The sequence below is a fragment of the Vibrio sp. A1-1 genome (assembly GCF_021728175.1).
GTDB classification, from domain to species: Bacteria; Pseudomonadota; Gammaproteobacteria; order Enterobacterales; family Vibrionaceae; genus Vibrio; species Vibrio diabolicus.
On record NZ_JAKKCL010000013.1, the window covers coordinates 23,950 to 39,183 of the forward strand.

General features: G+C 46.1%; 13 protein-coding genes. 10 read left to right on the top strand and 3 right to left on the bottom strand.

What is annotated here, in order from left to right:
* Position 1 precedes the first annotated feature (1 nt).
* The gene (locus tag L3V30_RS17300) at positions 2-550 is read right to left on the bottom strand and encodes a phosphatase PAP2 family protein (protein WP_237309389.1); all 549 of its coding nucleotides are present in this window, start codon (positions 548-550) and stop codon (positions 2-4) included.
* Between the two features lie 152 nt (positions 551-702).
* A complete protein-coding gene (locus L3V30_RS17305; protein ID WP_237309390.1) occupies positions 703-1,500 on the bottom strand; it encodes an SH3 domain-containing protein in 798 nt (265 codons plus the stop codon).
* A 514-nt stretch (positions 1,501-2,014) separates the two neighbouring features.
* Here L3V30_RS17305 and leuA point away from each other — a divergent pair.
* The 5 genes from leuA (at position 2,015) to L3V30_RS17330 (ending at position 8,061) form a co-directional block, all read left to right on the top strand.
* A complete protein-coding gene (gene leuA, locus L3V30_RS17310; RefSeq protein ID WP_237309391.1) occupies positions 2,015-3,562 on the top strand; it encodes a 2-isopropylmalate synthase in 1,548 nt (515 codons plus the stop codon).
* An 82-nt stretch (positions 3,563-3,644) separates the two neighbouring features.
* On the top strand, positions 3,645-4,736 hold the full coding sequence (leuB, locus tag L3V30_RS17315) for a 3-isopropylmalate dehydrogenase (RefSeq protein ID WP_005383068.1): 1,092 nt from the start codon (positions 3,645-3,647) through the stop codon (positions 4,734-4,736).
* A 185-nt stretch (positions 4,737-4,921) separates the two neighbouring features.
* Positions 4,922-6,322, top strand: a complete 1,401-nt coding sequence (leuC, locus tag L3V30_RS17320; protein ID WP_039841408.1) for a 3-isopropylmalate dehydratase large subunit — start codon at positions 4,922-4,924, stop codon at positions 6,320-6,322.
* 11 nt (positions 6,323-6,333) lie between these two features.
* Positions 6,334-6,936, top strand: coding sequence for a 3-isopropylmalate dehydratase small subunit (gene leuD / locus L3V30_RS17325; RefSeq protein WP_237309392.1), 603 nt, complete (start codon positions 6,334-6,336; stop codon positions 6,934-6,936).
* A 342-nt stretch (positions 6,937-7,278) separates the two neighbouring features.
* Positions 7,279-8,061, top strand: a complete 783-nt coding sequence (locus tag L3V30_RS17330) for a DUF547 domain-containing protein (protein ID WP_046874030.1) — start codon at positions 7,279-7,281, stop codon at positions 8,059-8,061.
* Positions 8,062-8,161: 100 nt separating this feature from the next.
* On the opposite strand, the gene djlA is transcribed toward L3V30_RS17330, so the two are convergent.
* Positions 8,162-9,016, bottom strand: coding sequence for a co-chaperone DjlA (gene djlA, locus L3V30_RS17335; protein WP_005383076.1), 855 nt, complete (start codon positions 9,014-9,016; stop codon positions 8,162-8,164).
* A 266-nt stretch (positions 9,017-9,282) separates the two neighbouring features.
* Between djlA and lptD the strand changes: the two genes are divergently transcribed.
* The 5 genes from lptD (at position 9,283) to apaG (ending at position 15,222) form a co-directional block, all read left to right on the top strand.
* Entirely contained in the window at positions 9,283-11,628 is a 2,346-nt protein-coding gene (lptD, locus tag L3V30_RS17340; RefSeq protein ID WP_085342743.1) for an LPS assembly protein LptD, read from the top strand.
* A gap of 60 nt (positions 11,629-11,688) precedes the next feature.
* On the top strand, positions 11,689-12,972 hold the full coding sequence (surA, locus tag L3V30_RS17345; RefSeq protein WP_114323105.1) for a peptidylprolyl isomerase SurA: 1,284 nt from the start codon (positions 11,689-11,691) through the stop codon (positions 12,970-12,972).
* Entirely contained in the window at positions 12,962-13,960 is a 999-nt protein-coding gene (gene pdxA / locus L3V30_RS17350) for a 4-hydroxythreonine-4-phosphate dehydrogenase PdxA (RefSeq protein ID WP_237309393.1), read from the top strand. The genes surA and pdxA overlap by 11 nt, the downstream gene beginning before the upstream one ends.
* A complete protein-coding gene (gene rsmA / locus L3V30_RS17355) occupies positions 13,957-14,766 on the top strand; it encodes a 16S rRNA (adenine(1518)-N(6)/adenine(1519)-N(6))-dimethyltransferase RsmA (protein WP_005379669.1) in 810 nt (269 codons plus the stop codon). Before pdxA ends, rsmA begins: the two co-directional genes overlap by 4 nt.
* 75 nt (positions 14,767-14,841) lie before the next feature.
* Entirely contained in the window at positions 14,842-15,222 is a 381-nt protein-coding gene (apaG, locus tag L3V30_RS17360; RefSeq protein WP_005379668.1) for a Co2+/Mg2+ efflux protein ApaG, read from the top strand.
* Positions 15,223-15,234 lie beyond the last annotated feature (12 nt).

The following is a 15,234-nucleotide window of genomic DNA, read 5'->3' on the forward strand; positions in this document are numbered from 1 at the left end:
ATTAGCCTCCCAACATCGCAATCGCTAATCCACCACAAAGACTGCCAAGCAGTGCACCAATGACGACATCGGTAAAAAAGTGCACACCCAATAAGATTCGCGCGGTTCCGATTAAACTTGCCCAAAAGAATGCAGCAACGCCTAGGCTCGGATAGAAATGATCAATCAGCGTCGCCATGACAAATGCAGCGGCAGTGTGTCCTGAAGGAAGACTGTAGCGATCAGATGGGGTAATAAAAGCAGGAAGGAGTGCACTGAGTTCTTCAGGGCGACGACGCTTAAAACTGTTTTTCAGCGTCCAATAAATTGGCAACTCGATGGCAAAAGCAAGTAAACCCGCCAGTAAAAACCAAACTCCCTGCTCTTTATCTAAATACCAAGCTAATAAACCTAGCACCAAGTACAGATGTCCGTCACCACTGTGGGAGACTCCTTTACTGATGTTGGCAACTTGCTGATTAAAACGGTGCTTAAGACAAACACTAGAGAGCGCTAAATCAAACTTAGCAATGGTTGCAATTGGCTGTGTAATTGTCTCTATGGTTCGCATGTGGCCTTTCCTTACTTTGACAACGCCGTTGTGTGAAAAGTAGGAGGTTTAGGTGACAACTGCATGACGGGAGTTTGGACAATTAATGACAAATGCCAAATTAGGGTGTGCCCAATAATCTATCTATTGAGCACAATCATAGGAGAGAACGCTTAAGAAGGGTTTGCTTGCTGCGGTTGAGGCGTATCGATATACCAGACTTTTCTCTTCTTACGACAGGCGCGCAAAGAGCCCATCGTCATTTCGCCATCTTTTGTCAACTCGTAGCTAAGGGAGCGGCAAGTGTAATTTCCTGACAGTTCATGCCCGATGCCCGTTTGCTCAGTTGTGCTCGAAGCAGACTCTAAAAGAGGATTAGGCTGTGTCGATAGAATGTCACGATTTACCACATTGCTGCGCGCATAATCCTTATGGACATAACCTTTTATCACGCCTTTCTGTTCAACGAGAAACCAAGGTTGATCAAGCACTTTTGCCAACACATTAAAAACTTCCCCTTTCGATAACACGCCAAGCTTTTCTCCTTCTAGGCTCGGCTTGGATCGCAGGTTTAATGTGGTCTTAGAGCGATAGGAGACATCCATAAACTCAACGGGGTTTGAGGTATCCACACCGTCAGCTGTTGGTCGGAAGACTTCCGCTTGTTGTTTCTCACTAGGTTGCACTCGGATCTTCCACCACGAATAGGTTTCCGGATCTTTGCCTTTAAATTTATCTCGACTGTCCGACTCAAGAGCAACGAGCATTTGATTCAAAAACGATTCACGTCCCTCGTAGCTCAAGAATCGATCCATTTGATCATTAATCACCATGACACTCTGAGAGTGATCATTAATAGCAACAGGGGAAATCTCTGCCATATAGGTTTGAGCTTGAAACAGCTGACAACCCGATAAGCTGACCAGAGTAAATACTGCGGCTGAACGTCCAAATTGTTTTGCTAACCTCATTATTCCTTAACCCTTCTTTTTACCTAGTGCAACTGCACTACTATAAATGGTCATTCAAAACTTTTGCCAAACAATTCGGGCCTTTGTGTGACAAGTCGCAATCCCAATGTTTGTTTTGGTAATGAAACGTCGCAAACTTGATGAGAACTTGCCTCTTCTAGCACGTTTCTATCGCACCATGCTGTTTCACTTAGCGCATCATTTTTCTCGAGCAAATGAAAAGACTCATCCGATATGAATAAAAAATCGACTTTAGGGTTGACGCGCTCCATGGAGTGCGGTACTAATTTGTTAACTTAATTATGTGGAAAGCTTAACAACTATGTCAGCTCATTTTTCTATTCTGCTTAGCCTCCTCCTGATCGTGACCAGTTCGCGCGGGTAGGCTGTGGAAGAAAAATAACCACACCAATTTCTAAGAACCCGCATGAGAATGCGGGTTTTTTTATATCTAAATACTGGAAGTAAACGATTAACTTGCACGTAAAGTGCAGAAATCAGGAAGGAAGCAAACATGAACGATCAGGTCATTATATTCGACACCACATTGCGTGATGGCGAGCAAGCGTTGTCAGCAAGCTTGACGGTTAAAGAAAAACTGCAAATTGCCTATGCGCTGGAAAGACTCGGCGTTGATGTTATCGAAGCTGGCTTCCCAATCTCTTCACCAGGTGATTTCGAGTCGGTACAAACCATTGCAAAAAACATCAAAAACAGTCGAGTTTGTGCCCTTTCGCGTGCCGTTGCGAAAGATATTGATGCCGCCGCTGAAGCATTAAAAGTGGCCGACCAATTCCGTATTCACACGTTTTTAGCCACTTCCACCATTCACGTAGAAGACAAACTACGCCGCAGCTACGACGATGTACTTGAAATGGCGGTCAACGCCGTTAAACATGCGCGTAACTACACCGATGATGTCGAGTTTTCTTGTGAAGATGCAGGGCGTACTCCTATCGACAACCTATGTCGCATGGTAGAAGCTGCCATCAATGCAGGTGCGAGCACAATCAACATTCCAGATACCGTTGGCTACACAGTACCAAGCGAGTTTGGTGGCATTATTCAAACCCTTTTCAACCGCGTTCCAAACATTGATAAAGCGATCATCTCCGTTCACTGTCACGACGATTTGGGGATGTCAGTTGCCAACTCTATTGCCGCCGTTCAAGCTGGCGCACGTCAGATAGAAGGAACGATTAATGGCATTGGAGAGCGAGCGGGTAACTGTTCACTTGAAGAGATCGCAATGATCATCAAGACGCGTCAAGAGTTCTTGGGCGTTCACACTGGCATTAAGCATGATGAAATTCACCGCACCAGTAAGTTGGTTAGCCAGCTATGCAATATGCCGATTCAAAGCAATAAAGCAATTGTGGGTGCAAATGCGTTTAGCCACTCTTCAGGCATCCACCAAGATGGTATGTTGAAGAATAAGAATACCTACGAAATCATGACCCCTGAGTCTATTGGCCTAAAAAACCAAGCTCTGAACCTAACCAGCCGCAGCGGTCGCGCTGCCGTGAAGAGCCATATGGACAACATGGGTTACAACGAAGACGAGTACAACCTAGACGCACTGTATGCGGATTTCTTGAAACTTGCTGACCGCAAAGGCCAAGTGTTCGATTACGACCTAGAAGCCCTAATGCACTTCTCGAACTTGCGTGAAGAAGATGACTTCTACAAATTGAGCTACCTAAGCGTGCAGTCTGGCAGCGTAATGGCCACCACCAGCATCAAAATGCAATGCGGTGATGAAGAAATGTGTGAAGCAGCGGTCGGTAATGGCCCAGTTGATGCGCTATACCAATGTATCTACCGCGTGACAGGCTACGACATCGTACTGGATAAATTCGACCTAACCGCGAAAGGTGAAGGTGAAGATGGTTTGGGTCAAGCAGACATCATTGCCAACTACAAAGGTCGCAAATACCACGGTACGGGTGTTTCCACCGACATCGTTGAGGCTTCCGGCCAAGCATTATTGCACGTTATTAACAGCATTCATCGTGCAGATAAAATCGAAGAAATGAAGCAGAAAAAGATTGCGACTGTGTAATAACAACCGGGCTACACGGCTCAGGAAAGAACACACTCGTTGAAATAATTAAGCTCAAAATTAGAAAACTTAAAGGATTAACATGACAGACAAATCGTACAAAATTGCCGTCCTACCCGGTGACGGCATTGGCCCGGAAGTAATGGCGCAGGCACATAAAGTATTGGATGCAATCGAAAAGAAACATGGTATTGCGTTTGAGCGTGACGAGCATGATGTCGGTGGTATCGCGATCGACAATCACGGTTGCCCACTTCCAGAGAGCACAATAAAAGCATGTGAAGAGTCTGATGCAGTCCTATTCGGCTCGGTTGGCGGCCCTAAGTGGGAGCACTTACCACCAAACGACCAACCTGAACGCGGTGCCCTACTTCCACTACGTAAACACTTCCAACTATTTTGTAACCTACGTCCAGCGCAAATTCACTCAGGTCTTGAAGCTTTCTCACCGTTACGTGCAGACATCTCGGGTCGCGGCTTTGACATCGTGGTAGTCCGTGAACTGACGGGTGGTATCTACTTCGGCCAACCGAAAGGTCGTGAAGGTGAAGGCGCAACAGAGAAAGCGTTCGACACTGAGGTGTACCACCGCTTTGAGATCGAACGTATTGCAAAAATCGCTTTTGAGTCAGCTCGTCTACGTCGCAAGAAAGTGTGCTCTATCGACAAAGCGAACGTTCTACAAAGCTCTATCTTATGGCGTGAAGTAGTCGAAGAAATCGCAAAAGACTACCCAGATGTCGAGTTGTCACATATGTACATTGATAACGCGACTATGCAGCTTATCAAAGACCCTGCTCAGTTCGACGTAATGCTGTGTTCAAACATCTTCGGCGACATCATTTCTGATGAATGCGCGATGATCACAGGCTCTATGGGTATGTTGCCATCAGCAAGTCTAAACGAAAGCAAATTCGGTCTGTACGAGCCAGCAGGTGGCAGTGCACCAGATATCGCAGGTAAGAACATCGCTAACCCTGTGGCACAAATCCTGTCTGCGGCACTGATGCTACGTTATAGCCTAGGTGAGGAAACGGCGGCACAAGACATCGAAACGGCAGTTTCAAAAGCATTATCAGCGGGTGAGCTAACGGGTGACCTTGCTGGTGACAACCCAGCACTTTCGACGTCTGAGATGGGCGATAAGATCGCTGAGTACATCTTAAACTCTTAATACAAAACAGATTCATAATAAATACTAAATCCTCAGTCAACCAATGGCTTTCCTCTAAGTCATTGGTGCAATAGCAAGGCGGCAAGCCCATTTATATTAAGGCGTTTAGTTTGCTAAATAACTGGATAAATGGGTGTCGCTAACGCAGTTATTGCGGCAAAGGCGACGAGGAAAGGAAGCAAACAATGGGCAAAACACTATACGAAAAAGTCTACGACGCACACGTTGCCGTCGCAGCAGAAGGGGAAAACCCTATCTTGTACATCGACCGTCACTTGGTACATGAAGTGACCTCTCCACAAGCATTTGACGGCTTGCGTGAAAAAGGTCGTAAAGTGCGTCAGGTCAGCAAAACTTTTGCCACTATGGACCACAACGTTTCGACCACCACCAAAGACATTAACGCATCCGGTGAGATGGCTCGTATCCAGATGGAAACGCTATCGAAAAACTGTGAAGAGTTTGGCGTTACGCTTTACGACATCAACCATAAATACCAAGGTATTGTGCACGTTATGGGCCCAGAGCTTGGTATTACCCTACCGGGCATGACGATTGTTTGTGGTGACTCGCACACGGCTACACACGGTGCATTCGGCTCGCTAGCTTTTGGTATTGGTACATCTGAAGTTGAGCACGTATTAGCAACTCAAACGCTAAAACAAGCGCGCGCTAAAACGATGAAGATCGAAGTGAAAGGCAAAGTGGCTCCGGGCATCACGGCGAAAGACATTGTGCTAGCGATCATCGGTGAAACAACAGCAGCAGGCGGTACAGGCTACGTAGTTGAATTCTGTGGTGAAGCGATCACAGACCTTTCAATGGAAGGTCGCATGACCGTATGTAATATGGCGATTGAGTTAGGTGCAAAAGCCGGTTTGATTGCGCCAGATGAAACTACATTCGAATACATCAAAGGCCGTAAGTTCTCACCTCAAGGTGCGGATTTTGATGCCGCTGTAGAATATTGGAAGACATTAAAAACTGACGATGATGCCCAGTTTGATGCTGTCGTGACACTAAACGCAGCGGATATCAAACCGCAAGTCACTTGGGGTACTAACCCAGGCCAGGTTATCGCGGTAGACCAACCAATCCCAGCCCCAGAAAGTTTTGCCGACCCAGTAGAAAAAGCATCGGCAGAAAAAGCACTGGCTTACATGGGTCTGGAAGCGGGCAAGTCATTGTCGGATTACAACGTCGATAAAGTCTTCGTTGGTTCTTGTACTAACTCACGTATCGAAGACATGCGCGCCGCGGCGGAAGTGGCGAAAGGTCGCAAAGTCGCGTCTCACGTTCAAGCGCTAATCGTTCCTGGCTCTGAGCAAGTAAAGGCGCAGGCGGAAGCAGAAGGCCTAGATGTCATCTTTAAAGAGGCGGGCTTTGAGTGGCGCCTACCAGGTTGCTCGATGTGTCTAGCAATGAACAACGACCGTTTGGGTCCACATGAACGTTGTGCGTCTACTTCAAACCGTAACTTTGAAGGCCGTCAAGGTCGTGATGGCCGTACCCACCTAGTGAGCCCTGCGATGGCAGCGGCAGCAGCAATTGCTGGTCACTTTGTAGATATTCGTGAACTAGACTAAGGAGCAAACAAATGTCAGGCTTTAAACAACATACAGGCTTAGTTGTTCCTCTAGATGCAGCGAACGTTGATACTGATGCCATCATTCCAAAACAGTTCCTACAAAAGGTGTCTCGCCTAGGCTTTGGTAAACACTTGTTCCATGACTGGCGCTTCCTAGATGATGCTGGCGAACAGCCAAATCCAGAGTTCGTGATGAACGCACCTCGCTACCAAGGCGCGTCTATCTTGCTGGCTCGTGAAAACTTCGGCTGTGGCTCATCTCGCGAGCACGCACCGTGGGCACTGGCGGATTACGGCATAAAAGCGATGATCGCACCAAGCTTTGCCGATATCTTTTACGGCAACTCGATCAACAACCAAATGGTGCCAGTTCGTTTGACTGAACAAGAAGTGGATGAAATCTTCCAGTTTGTTGAGGTAAATGAAGGTGCAGAAGTCGAGGTCGACCTAGAAGCGAATGTGGTTCGTGCCAACGGCAAAGAGTACAGCTTTGAAATTGATGAGTTCCGTCGTCACTGTTTGTTAAATGGTTTAGACAATATTGGGCTAACGCTTCAACACGAGGACAAAATTGCGGAATACGAAGCGAATATCCCAAGCTTTTTGCGTTAAAACGCCTTAGTAAATACACAAATCAAGGGCTGGCAATTGTTGGCCCTTTCAATGCTTTAAGTGACTGATTTTATAGCGCTTTACTTACGAAATACCGAACGCCTCTGTTGAAATTCGTCATCCTGAACAGCGGCGAAGGAGCGTGATTCAGGATCGACTGCCAGAATGTACTGTGCAGATTCATACTTTCTTTACTCAAGCGTTTGTGGGGATTAGATTCCTGCTGTCGCTTATGCTCCTCGGAATGACGGAAAATAAAGGCAACAGATAACTGATTACTGAAAGAAAACAAGCACTCAACAGGTCTACACTATCAACAATATCTCATTCAAAGGTATCTCTATGAAGCGTCTGTTATTGCTATTGTGTGCTCTGGTTTCTTTCTCAGCGTTCGCTGCTCCTAAATCTGACTTGTGGCCGTATTGGCAACAATCGAATCAGGCCAACCAAACACACATTTCGCACCAGGAATGGCAACAACTGTTAGACAATTACTTGGTTGAACAAGGTGAGAATACTTTGTTCCGCTATAGCAAAGTCACGGCTTCCGACAAAGCGAAGTTAAAGCAGTACATCCGACGACTGGTAAAACTCGATCCATTGCAGTACAACCAAGCAGAGCAATACGCCTATTGGGTGAACCTTTACAACGCCATCACGGTAGATCTTATTTTGGATAACTATCCCGTCGAATCCATCACCAAGCTAGGTGGTTTATTTAGCTTTGGGCCTTGGGGAGACGATGTGGTCGTGGTCAACGGGAAGGATCTAACTTTAAACGATATTGAACATCGAATTTTGCGTCCAATTTGGAATGACCCAAGAACGCACTACGCCGTAAATTGTGCAAGTTTGGGATGCCCTAACCTACAAGCTCAAGCATTCACTGCCGAAAACACTGAAGCCTTACTTGAAAGTGCTGCCAGAACGTTTATTAACAGCAACAAAGGCGTATCCATTCAAGGAAACACGGCACAGCTGTCTTCCATTTATGATTGGTTTGCAGCGGACTTTGGTGGAGAAAAACAAGTCTTCAACCACATCGCGAAGTACGCGCCACAGTACAAAGACTTCTCTGGAAAAGTGAAGTACGAATACGATTGGAGTTTGAATCAAACTGACTAATTTATCGCCACCTTTCAGCTTGCAACGCTTTTGGTCACCCGTAACCCAAAAGCTAAAAAGGGCACCAAGTGCCCTTTTAACTTTCTAGATTTTGACAAAATTACTTAAAGCCTTTGACCTTTTTAATCAGATCGTAAGCGTTTTGAATCTCTTGAGATTTTTCTTTCGCTACGTTCATCATCTCTGGTGGTAGACCTTTAGCCATCAATTTGTCTGGGTGGTGCTCGTTCATCAGTTTACGATAAGCACGCTTGACGGTTTTACTGTCTGCATCTGAAGACACATCCAGAATTTTGTACGCGTCAGCCAGTTGATCCGCTTGTGAAGCTTGTTGCCAGCTACCACCAGAAGATTGGCCTTGATGCTGACCATGAAAACCACCTTGGCTTTGGAAACGGAATGCGGCTTCTTGCATTTGCAAGCGACGCTCTAGCTGCTCAGAAGAGAAACCCAAACCACGTGCTATTTTGTGTAACACATTTCGTTCACTAGGATGAATCGAGCCGTCAGCAAAGGCCGCCGAGATTTGTAGTTCAAGGAAAAATTGCAACAAGTCAAAACGGCCTGCTGTCGAAATTTTCACACGAACAAGAACGTCTTCTAACGGAAAGTCACTGTCTTTACCTTCACGAAACGCATCTTGCGCAGCGCGGCGCTGTTCGCCATGCAAATTCATGCGGTCCATCATTGCAGAAGCAAGTTGGATTTCCTCTTTGGTGACTTGGCCTTTCGCTTTTGCCACATGTCCCATTACCGCAAACGCCGCTTTAAAAAATTCTTCTTGGCGCTGAGCTTGGCTCGGCCCTTTTCCAAAGCCGCCAGTAGAGAACCCGGCTTGACTCAAGCGACGTGCTTTATCGAATTGATGGCCAATAAATAAGCCAAAGAGTAAACCTAGCGGCCCGCCAAGTAACAAGCCAAAAAAGGCACCCAGAATTTTGCCAAAAATATGCATTATGTGTTCTCTATCAATGAATTTTTATCGACGACGGCGGTCTTATAGTGCCGGATGCAACGATTTCCTTTATGATAATGGAATTAGTTTTATTTCGGCTAGGCCATTTCGCCTGCTTATCTTTGCAGCTATTTTGTCGTCATTATGCCACAGTGAATCAATACGCTGGGATAAATGCGACTATAGTTGATTCATTTGGCTATTACGCTAGGGTACAACAAGCCCTATAGCCATCGAGTAGTAGTGACACAGGAAAGTTCAATTCAATGCAACATTTCTCCCGCACATGTTTAGCGGCCTCTATCAGCACCGCCTTGTTTGTACCCACCACTCAAGCTGAAGCGAATATCCATGATAGTGTGCAGGAAATGCCCGCCACAGATCAATGTTTGGTCGATACCAGTGGCGAGGAGGACGCTCTTAATACCCCAGTAGTGGTAGAAGCTGACACCCTGCAAGCCATCAATGGTGACAAAGCTCAGTACTCAGGTAATGTACAAGTCACCCAAGGCCAGAAGAAAATCACCGCAGATAGCGTAACGCTGCACCAACAAGACAACGTCGTGGTTGCCGAAGGCAACGTGACTTTCAATGACGGCCAAGTCAAAGCTCGATCTGATCGTGTTACTAATGACATCAACCAAGACACGTTTTCACTGGAGAACACCGATTATCAGTTCCTTTGCCAACAAGGTCGAGGCACAGCAGCATACATCGCGCGTACAGGTCAGTCGGTTTATGAACTCGAAGATGGTTCTATTACATCATGTCCTCAAGGCGACAATTCATGGCGTTTAGTGGCATCAGGTATTGACGTTGACCAAGATGAAGAGACGGCGACGCTGCACCATCCTCGATTTGAAGTGTTAGATGTGCCTGTTTTCTATGTGCCGTATCTAACCATGCCAATTGGAGATACGCGTAAAACGGGTTTCCTCTTCCCTTCTTTATCGTATGGTTCTAGCGATGGTATGGAAGTCGAGGTGCCATTCTATTGGAACATCGCGCCTCAATATGACATGACGCTCACCACGCTCTATATGCAGCAGCGTGGAACAAAACTCGATACTGATTTCCGCTACCTAACGGATGGCTGGGGGAATGGTGAAATCAAAGGCGAATACCTCAATAGCGATCGCAAATATCAAGACGAGTCTCGTTGGGGCTACCAAGTTAAACACGACGGTATTATCAATAAACAGTGGATAGTCAAAGTCGATTACTCAAAAGTGAGTGATATTGATTACTTCCTCGATCTCGACTCCGATATTGGTAACCGTGAAGATGGTCAACTGGTTCAAGAAGGACAAGTACAATATCGTTCTGATTTCTGGGATGCCTCGTTAACCGTTCGTGACTTCCAAATCTTATTGAAAGAAGAGAACCGCCCTTATCGCCTGCTTCCTCAGTTAGACTTGAACTACTACACGCCATTGTGGGGAGATTACCTCAACTTTGACGTGAAGAGCCAAGTGAGCCGCTTCGATACGAGCGATACTGCGCGACCAAATGCGACCCGTGTTCATATTGAGCCAGGACTTACATTGCCGCTTTCAAATTCATGGGCAACGTGGACAACGGAAGCTCGCGTGCTTTCCACGTACTACTCTCAAGACTTAACGGGTCTGACAGATGTCAACTTGCAAAACCAGTTAGATGACGAAGTTTCTCGTGTTATCCCCGAGTTCCGTACGCATGCGCAACTTTACTTAGAGCGAGACACGAGTTGGATCAAGGGCTACACACAAACACTGGAGCCTCAGCTGCAGTACTTGTACGTACCTGAAGAAGATCAAACCAATATCTACAACTACGATACCACCTTGCTACAAACCGACTACTACGGGCTATTCCGCAGTCGTAAGTACAGTGGCATTGATAAAATCGCCTCTGCGAACCAGTTAAGCTACGGTGCAAGTACGCGCTTCTTTGATGATGACTATAAAGAGCGTCTTAACGTTTCATTTGGTCAGATTTACTACTTCGATAAAAAGACCAAACTGAGCAACAGCCCAAATCTTCCGGATGAGACCACCAACTACTCATCATGGGCGATTGAAGCTGATTTCAACTACAACGATTACTTGTTCTATCACGGTGGAATTCAATACGATATCGATTTGAGCTCCATGCAGTTGGCGAACAGTACCTTAGAGTACCAATTTAACGGTGGCTTTATTCAGGGTAACTATCGTTACGTCACGCGTGAATACATCGAAGATACGATCATTCTCGAAAACCTAGACACAATTACTCGTAAAGGCATTTCACAAGCAGGTATTGTAGCGGCCTACGAGTTCAACCCGAACTGGTCTGCAAGTGGTCAATACTACTACGACCTAAATGAAAATGCGGACCTAGAATGGCTAGCGAGCCTGCGTTACCAGTCTGACTGTTGGTACATTGGTGTGACTTACGCCAACCAATTGCTTGGTTGGGAAAACCAAACTATCGGCAGCACTGGCGCATCACCTGAATACGAAAATAACTTTAGCGTTAACTTCGGTATTCAAGGCTTTGCGACCAATCAGCGTGAAGACACTGCAGTCAAAGAACTGGATGGTTCTGACAACGCGATTAAGTACGGCCGCCCATTCTATCTGAACAATTAATCGAAATAGGCGTCTTAAATGAATAAGACGCCTATTCAAAAAATACTGACGGAATTTTAAATGAAAATTTGGAAATCAATCTTATTCACGACCCTACTCTCTTGCGGAGCGGTTGCAGCACCAGTAGAGATCGATAAGGTTGCGGTCATCGTGAACGACGGTGTAATTCTACAAAGCGACATCGAAACAGCGATGAAAACGCTGCAAGCCAACGCACGTCAAAGCGGAAAGAGCTTACCTTCTGCTAGCGTGTTAAAAGAACAAGTTGTTGAAAAGCTGATTATTGACACGTTGCAAGGCCAAGAAGCAGACCGTATCGGTGTGCGTATTGACGATAACCGCTTAAACCAAGCGATTGCGGAGATCGCACGTAATAATGAGCAATCGGTAGAACAACTCGCCGCTTCTGTAGAAAGTGAAGGCTTGAGTTACCCAGAATTCCGCGAACAAATTCGTAAGGAAATCGCCGCTTCAGAAGCCCGTAATGCACTGGTTCGTCGCCGTATTAATATCCTTCCAGCAGAAGTCGACAGCCTTGCTGAGCAACTATCACAAGAAACCAATGCGACCGTTCAATACAAAATTGGACACATTCAACTGCGCTTCTCTGACGATAAAGAAAAATCTGCTGTAGAAGAAGAAGCTAAAGCGCTCGCGAAAAAGCTAAACGAAGGTGCAGACTTTACGGAGATGGCCTACACCTACTCAAAAGGTCCTAAAGCTTTACAAGGTGGTGACTGGGGCTGGATGCGTAAAGAAGAGATGCCAACCATCTTTGCTGATCAGATCAAGATGCAAAACAAAGGCAGCATTATTGGTCCATTCCGTAGTGGTGTTGGCTTCCACATCCTAAAAATAGAGGATGTAAAAGGCCTAGAAACGGTTGCGGTAACGGAAGTAAATGCGCGTCATATCTTGATTAAACCAACCGTGATTCTGAGCGATGAAGGGGCGAAGAAGCAACTGAATGAATTTGTACGCCGCATCAAAGCCGGCGAAGCAACGTTCGCTCAATTGGCAACGCAATACAGCCAAGACCCTGGCTCGGCAGCACAAGACGGTGAGCTAGGTTATCAAACACCAGATCTTTACGTGCCAGAATTTAAACACCAAGTAGAAACTCTGCCTGTTGGCTCAATCAGCGAACCGTTCAAAACCGTTCACGGCTGGCATATCGTTGAAGTGTTGGATCGTCGCCAAGTTGACCGCACTGACTCAGCGATGAAGAATAAGGCTTACCGTATTCTATTTAACCGTAAATTTAATGAAGAAGCGGGCGCATGGATGCAAGAGCTACGCGCAAGTGCGTTTGTTGAAATCGTGGATGACAACAATGACAACTAATACAATTCGTAGAATTGTCGTAACCGCAGGGGAACCTGCGGGTATCGGCCCAGACTTAGTGCTTGCCCTATCGAAGGAAGATTGGGCACACCAAATTGTCGTCTGCGCCGATAAAAAGATGCTGATGGACAGAGCCAAGCAGCTTGGCATTGAAGTCCAACTGTCTGATTACAATCCAGAAGAAGTGCCTAAAGCACAAAAAGCAGGCACGCTTATCGTTGATCATATCCAAATATCGGAACCTGCGGTCGCAGGCGAGCTCAACGAAGCGAATGGTCACTATGTACTAAAAACGCTAGAAAGAGCCGCTTTAGGCTGTATGAATGATGAATTTGATGCTATTGTCACCGGCCCTGTTCATAAGGGGGTGATTAATCGCGCAGGTGTTGCATTCAGCGGTCATACTGAGTTTTTCGCCGAGAAGTCAAAAACGCCGCTAGTCGTCATGATGCTAGCAACGGAAGGGCTACGCGTGGCGCTGGTCACAACACATATTCCTTTAGCGTATGTGTCCAAAGCGGTCACCGAAGAGCGATTAGAAAAAATCATCGATATTCTTCATAAAGACCTTGTAGAAAAGTTTGCTATCGCACAACCAAACATCTACGTTTGCGGGCTTAACCCTCATGCTGGCGAAGATGGCTGCTTAGGTCATGAAGAGATCGAAACCATCACTCCGACACTGGAAAAGATTCGACAAGAAAAAGGTATCAACCTGATCGGCCCCTTGCCGGCAGATACCATTTTCAATGAAAAATATTTAAATGATGCTGATGCTGTTTTAGGCATGTACCACGACCAAGTGTTGCCAGTATTAAAATACAAAGGCTTTGGTCGTTCAGTAAACATTACTCTTGGTCTACCTTTTATTAGAACATCGGTGGATCACGGTACTGCATTAGATCTGGCAGGGACAGGTCAAGCGGATACAGGGAGTTTCCGAACAGCGCTCACGCATGCGATAGATTTGGTAGAGAAGAAACAATGAGAAATGATGTCCATTTAGGACACAAAGCGCGTAAACGTTTTGGTCAAAACTTCCTGAACGATCCATACATTATTGATGGAATCGTATCAGCGATTAACCCAAAACCAGGTCAAAACCTGGTTGAAATCGGTCCTGGTCTTGGTGCAATCACTGAGCCGGTAGGTCGTGAAGTGGATAAATTCACGGTCATCGAACTGGACCGCGATCTGGCGGAACGCCTACGTACTCACCCTGAACTGGCGGATAAGTTGACCATCCATGAGGGTGACGCTATGCGTTTTGACTTCACTCAATTGGTGAAGCCAAACAACAAGCTACGCATTTTCGGTAACTTGCCGTACAACATCTCTACACCATTGATGTTCCACCTTTTTGAATTCCATAAAGACATTCAAGACATGCACTTTATGCTGCAAAAAGAAGTGGTAAACCGCTTAGCCGCCGGCCCTGGCAGCAAAGCTTACGGCCGTTTAACGGTAATGGCTCAGTACTACTGTAAAGTGGTACCAGTACTGGAAGTACCGCCAACGGCATTCGTTCCACCACCGAAAGTGGACTCTGCCGTTGTTCGTTTAGTGCCATATGAAGAGCTACCATGCCCGGCGAAAGATCTGCGTTTGCTGGATCGCGTTTGTCGTGAAGGCTTTAACCAACGTCGTAAAACAGTTCGTAACTGCTACAAATCGTTGTTAAGCACAGAAGTACTAGAAGAGCTAGGTGTTAATCCAAGCATGCGTCCAGAGAACCTGACGCTAGAACAATTCGTCGCGATGGCGAACTGGCTTGCGGATAACCCGCAGCACTAAGAACTCAAACGATAAGCCAAACCCTTGCCGGTTTGGCTTATTATTATTGGGATATTACGTTTCTGAGGAGTGCACATGGACGTCATTCAACCTTGCATCAAAATTCAAGTTCACACCAAATACATCGAAGAACAGTCCAATCCTGAGCTACAACGCTACGTTTTCGCCTATATCATCACCATCAAAAACCTTAGCCAACAAACCGTGCAGTTAGTGAGCCGTCGCTGGTTAATCACAGACTCGAATGGCAAGCAAATGACGGTTGAAGGTGATGGTGTGGTGGGTCAACAACCTTTTATTCCAAGCAATGATGAATACACGTACAGTAGCGGAACCGCGTTAGAAACCCCTGTCGGCGTTATGCAAGGGCACTACAAAATGCTGGATGAAAAAGGACAGGAGTTCATCACCGAAATTGAACCATTTCGTCTTGCTGTTCCAAATGTTTTAAATTAGTAAATTGGAGAT

What these genes read in the sequence shown, in the direction of transcription:
- L3V30_RS17330 (WP_046874030.1), top strand. Translation starts at nt 7,279, where the DNA reads ATGAAGCGTCTGTTATTGCTATTGTGTGCTCTGGTTTCTTTCTCAGCG.
- surA (WP_114323105.1), top strand. Translation starts at nt 11,689, where the DNA reads ATGAAAATTTGGAAATCAATCTTATTCACGACCCTACTCTCTTGCGGA.
- L3V30_RS17300 (WP_237309389.1), bottom strand. Translation starts at nt 550, where the DNA reads ATGCGAACCATAGAGACAATTACACAGCCAATTGCAACCATTGCTAAG.
- rsmA (WP_005379669.1), top strand. Translation starts at nt 13,957, where the DNA reads ATGAGAAATGATGTCCATTTAGGACACAAAGCGCGTAAACGTTTTGGT.
- L3V30_RS17305 (WP_237309390.1), bottom strand. Translation starts at nt 1,500, where the DNA reads ATGAGGTTAGCAAAACAATTTGGACGTTCAGCCGCAGTATTTACTCTG.
- lptD (WP_085342743.1), top strand. Translation starts at nt 9,283, where the DNA reads ATGCAACATTTCTCCCGCACATGTTTAGCGGCCTCTATCAGCACCGCC.
- leuA (WP_237309391.1), top strand. Translation starts at nt 2,015, where the DNA reads ATGAACGATCAGGTCATTATATTCGACACCACATTGCGTGATGGCGAG.
- djlA (WP_005383076.1), bottom strand. Translation starts at nt 9,016, where the DNA reads ATGCATATTTTTGGCAAAATTCTGGGTGCCTTTTTTGGCTTGTTACTT.
- apaG (WP_005379668.1), top strand. Translation starts at nt 14,842, where the DNA reads ATGGACGTCATTCAACCTTGCATCAAAATTCAAGTTCACACCAAATAC.
- leuB (WP_005383068.1), top strand. Translation starts at nt 3,645, where the DNA reads ATGACAGACAAATCGTACAAAATTGCCGTCCTACCCGGTGACGGCATT.
- leuC (WP_039841408.1), top strand. Translation starts at nt 4,922, where the DNA reads ATGGGCAAAACACTATACGAAAAAGTCTACGACGCACACGTTGCCGTC.
- leuD (WP_237309392.1), top strand. Translation starts at nt 6,334, where the DNA reads ATGTCAGGCTTTAAACAACATACAGGCTTAGTTGTTCCTCTAGATGCA.
- pdxA (WP_237309393.1), top strand. Translation starts at nt 12,962, where the DNA reads ATGACAACTAATACAATTCGTAGAATTGTCGTAACCGCAGGGGAACCT.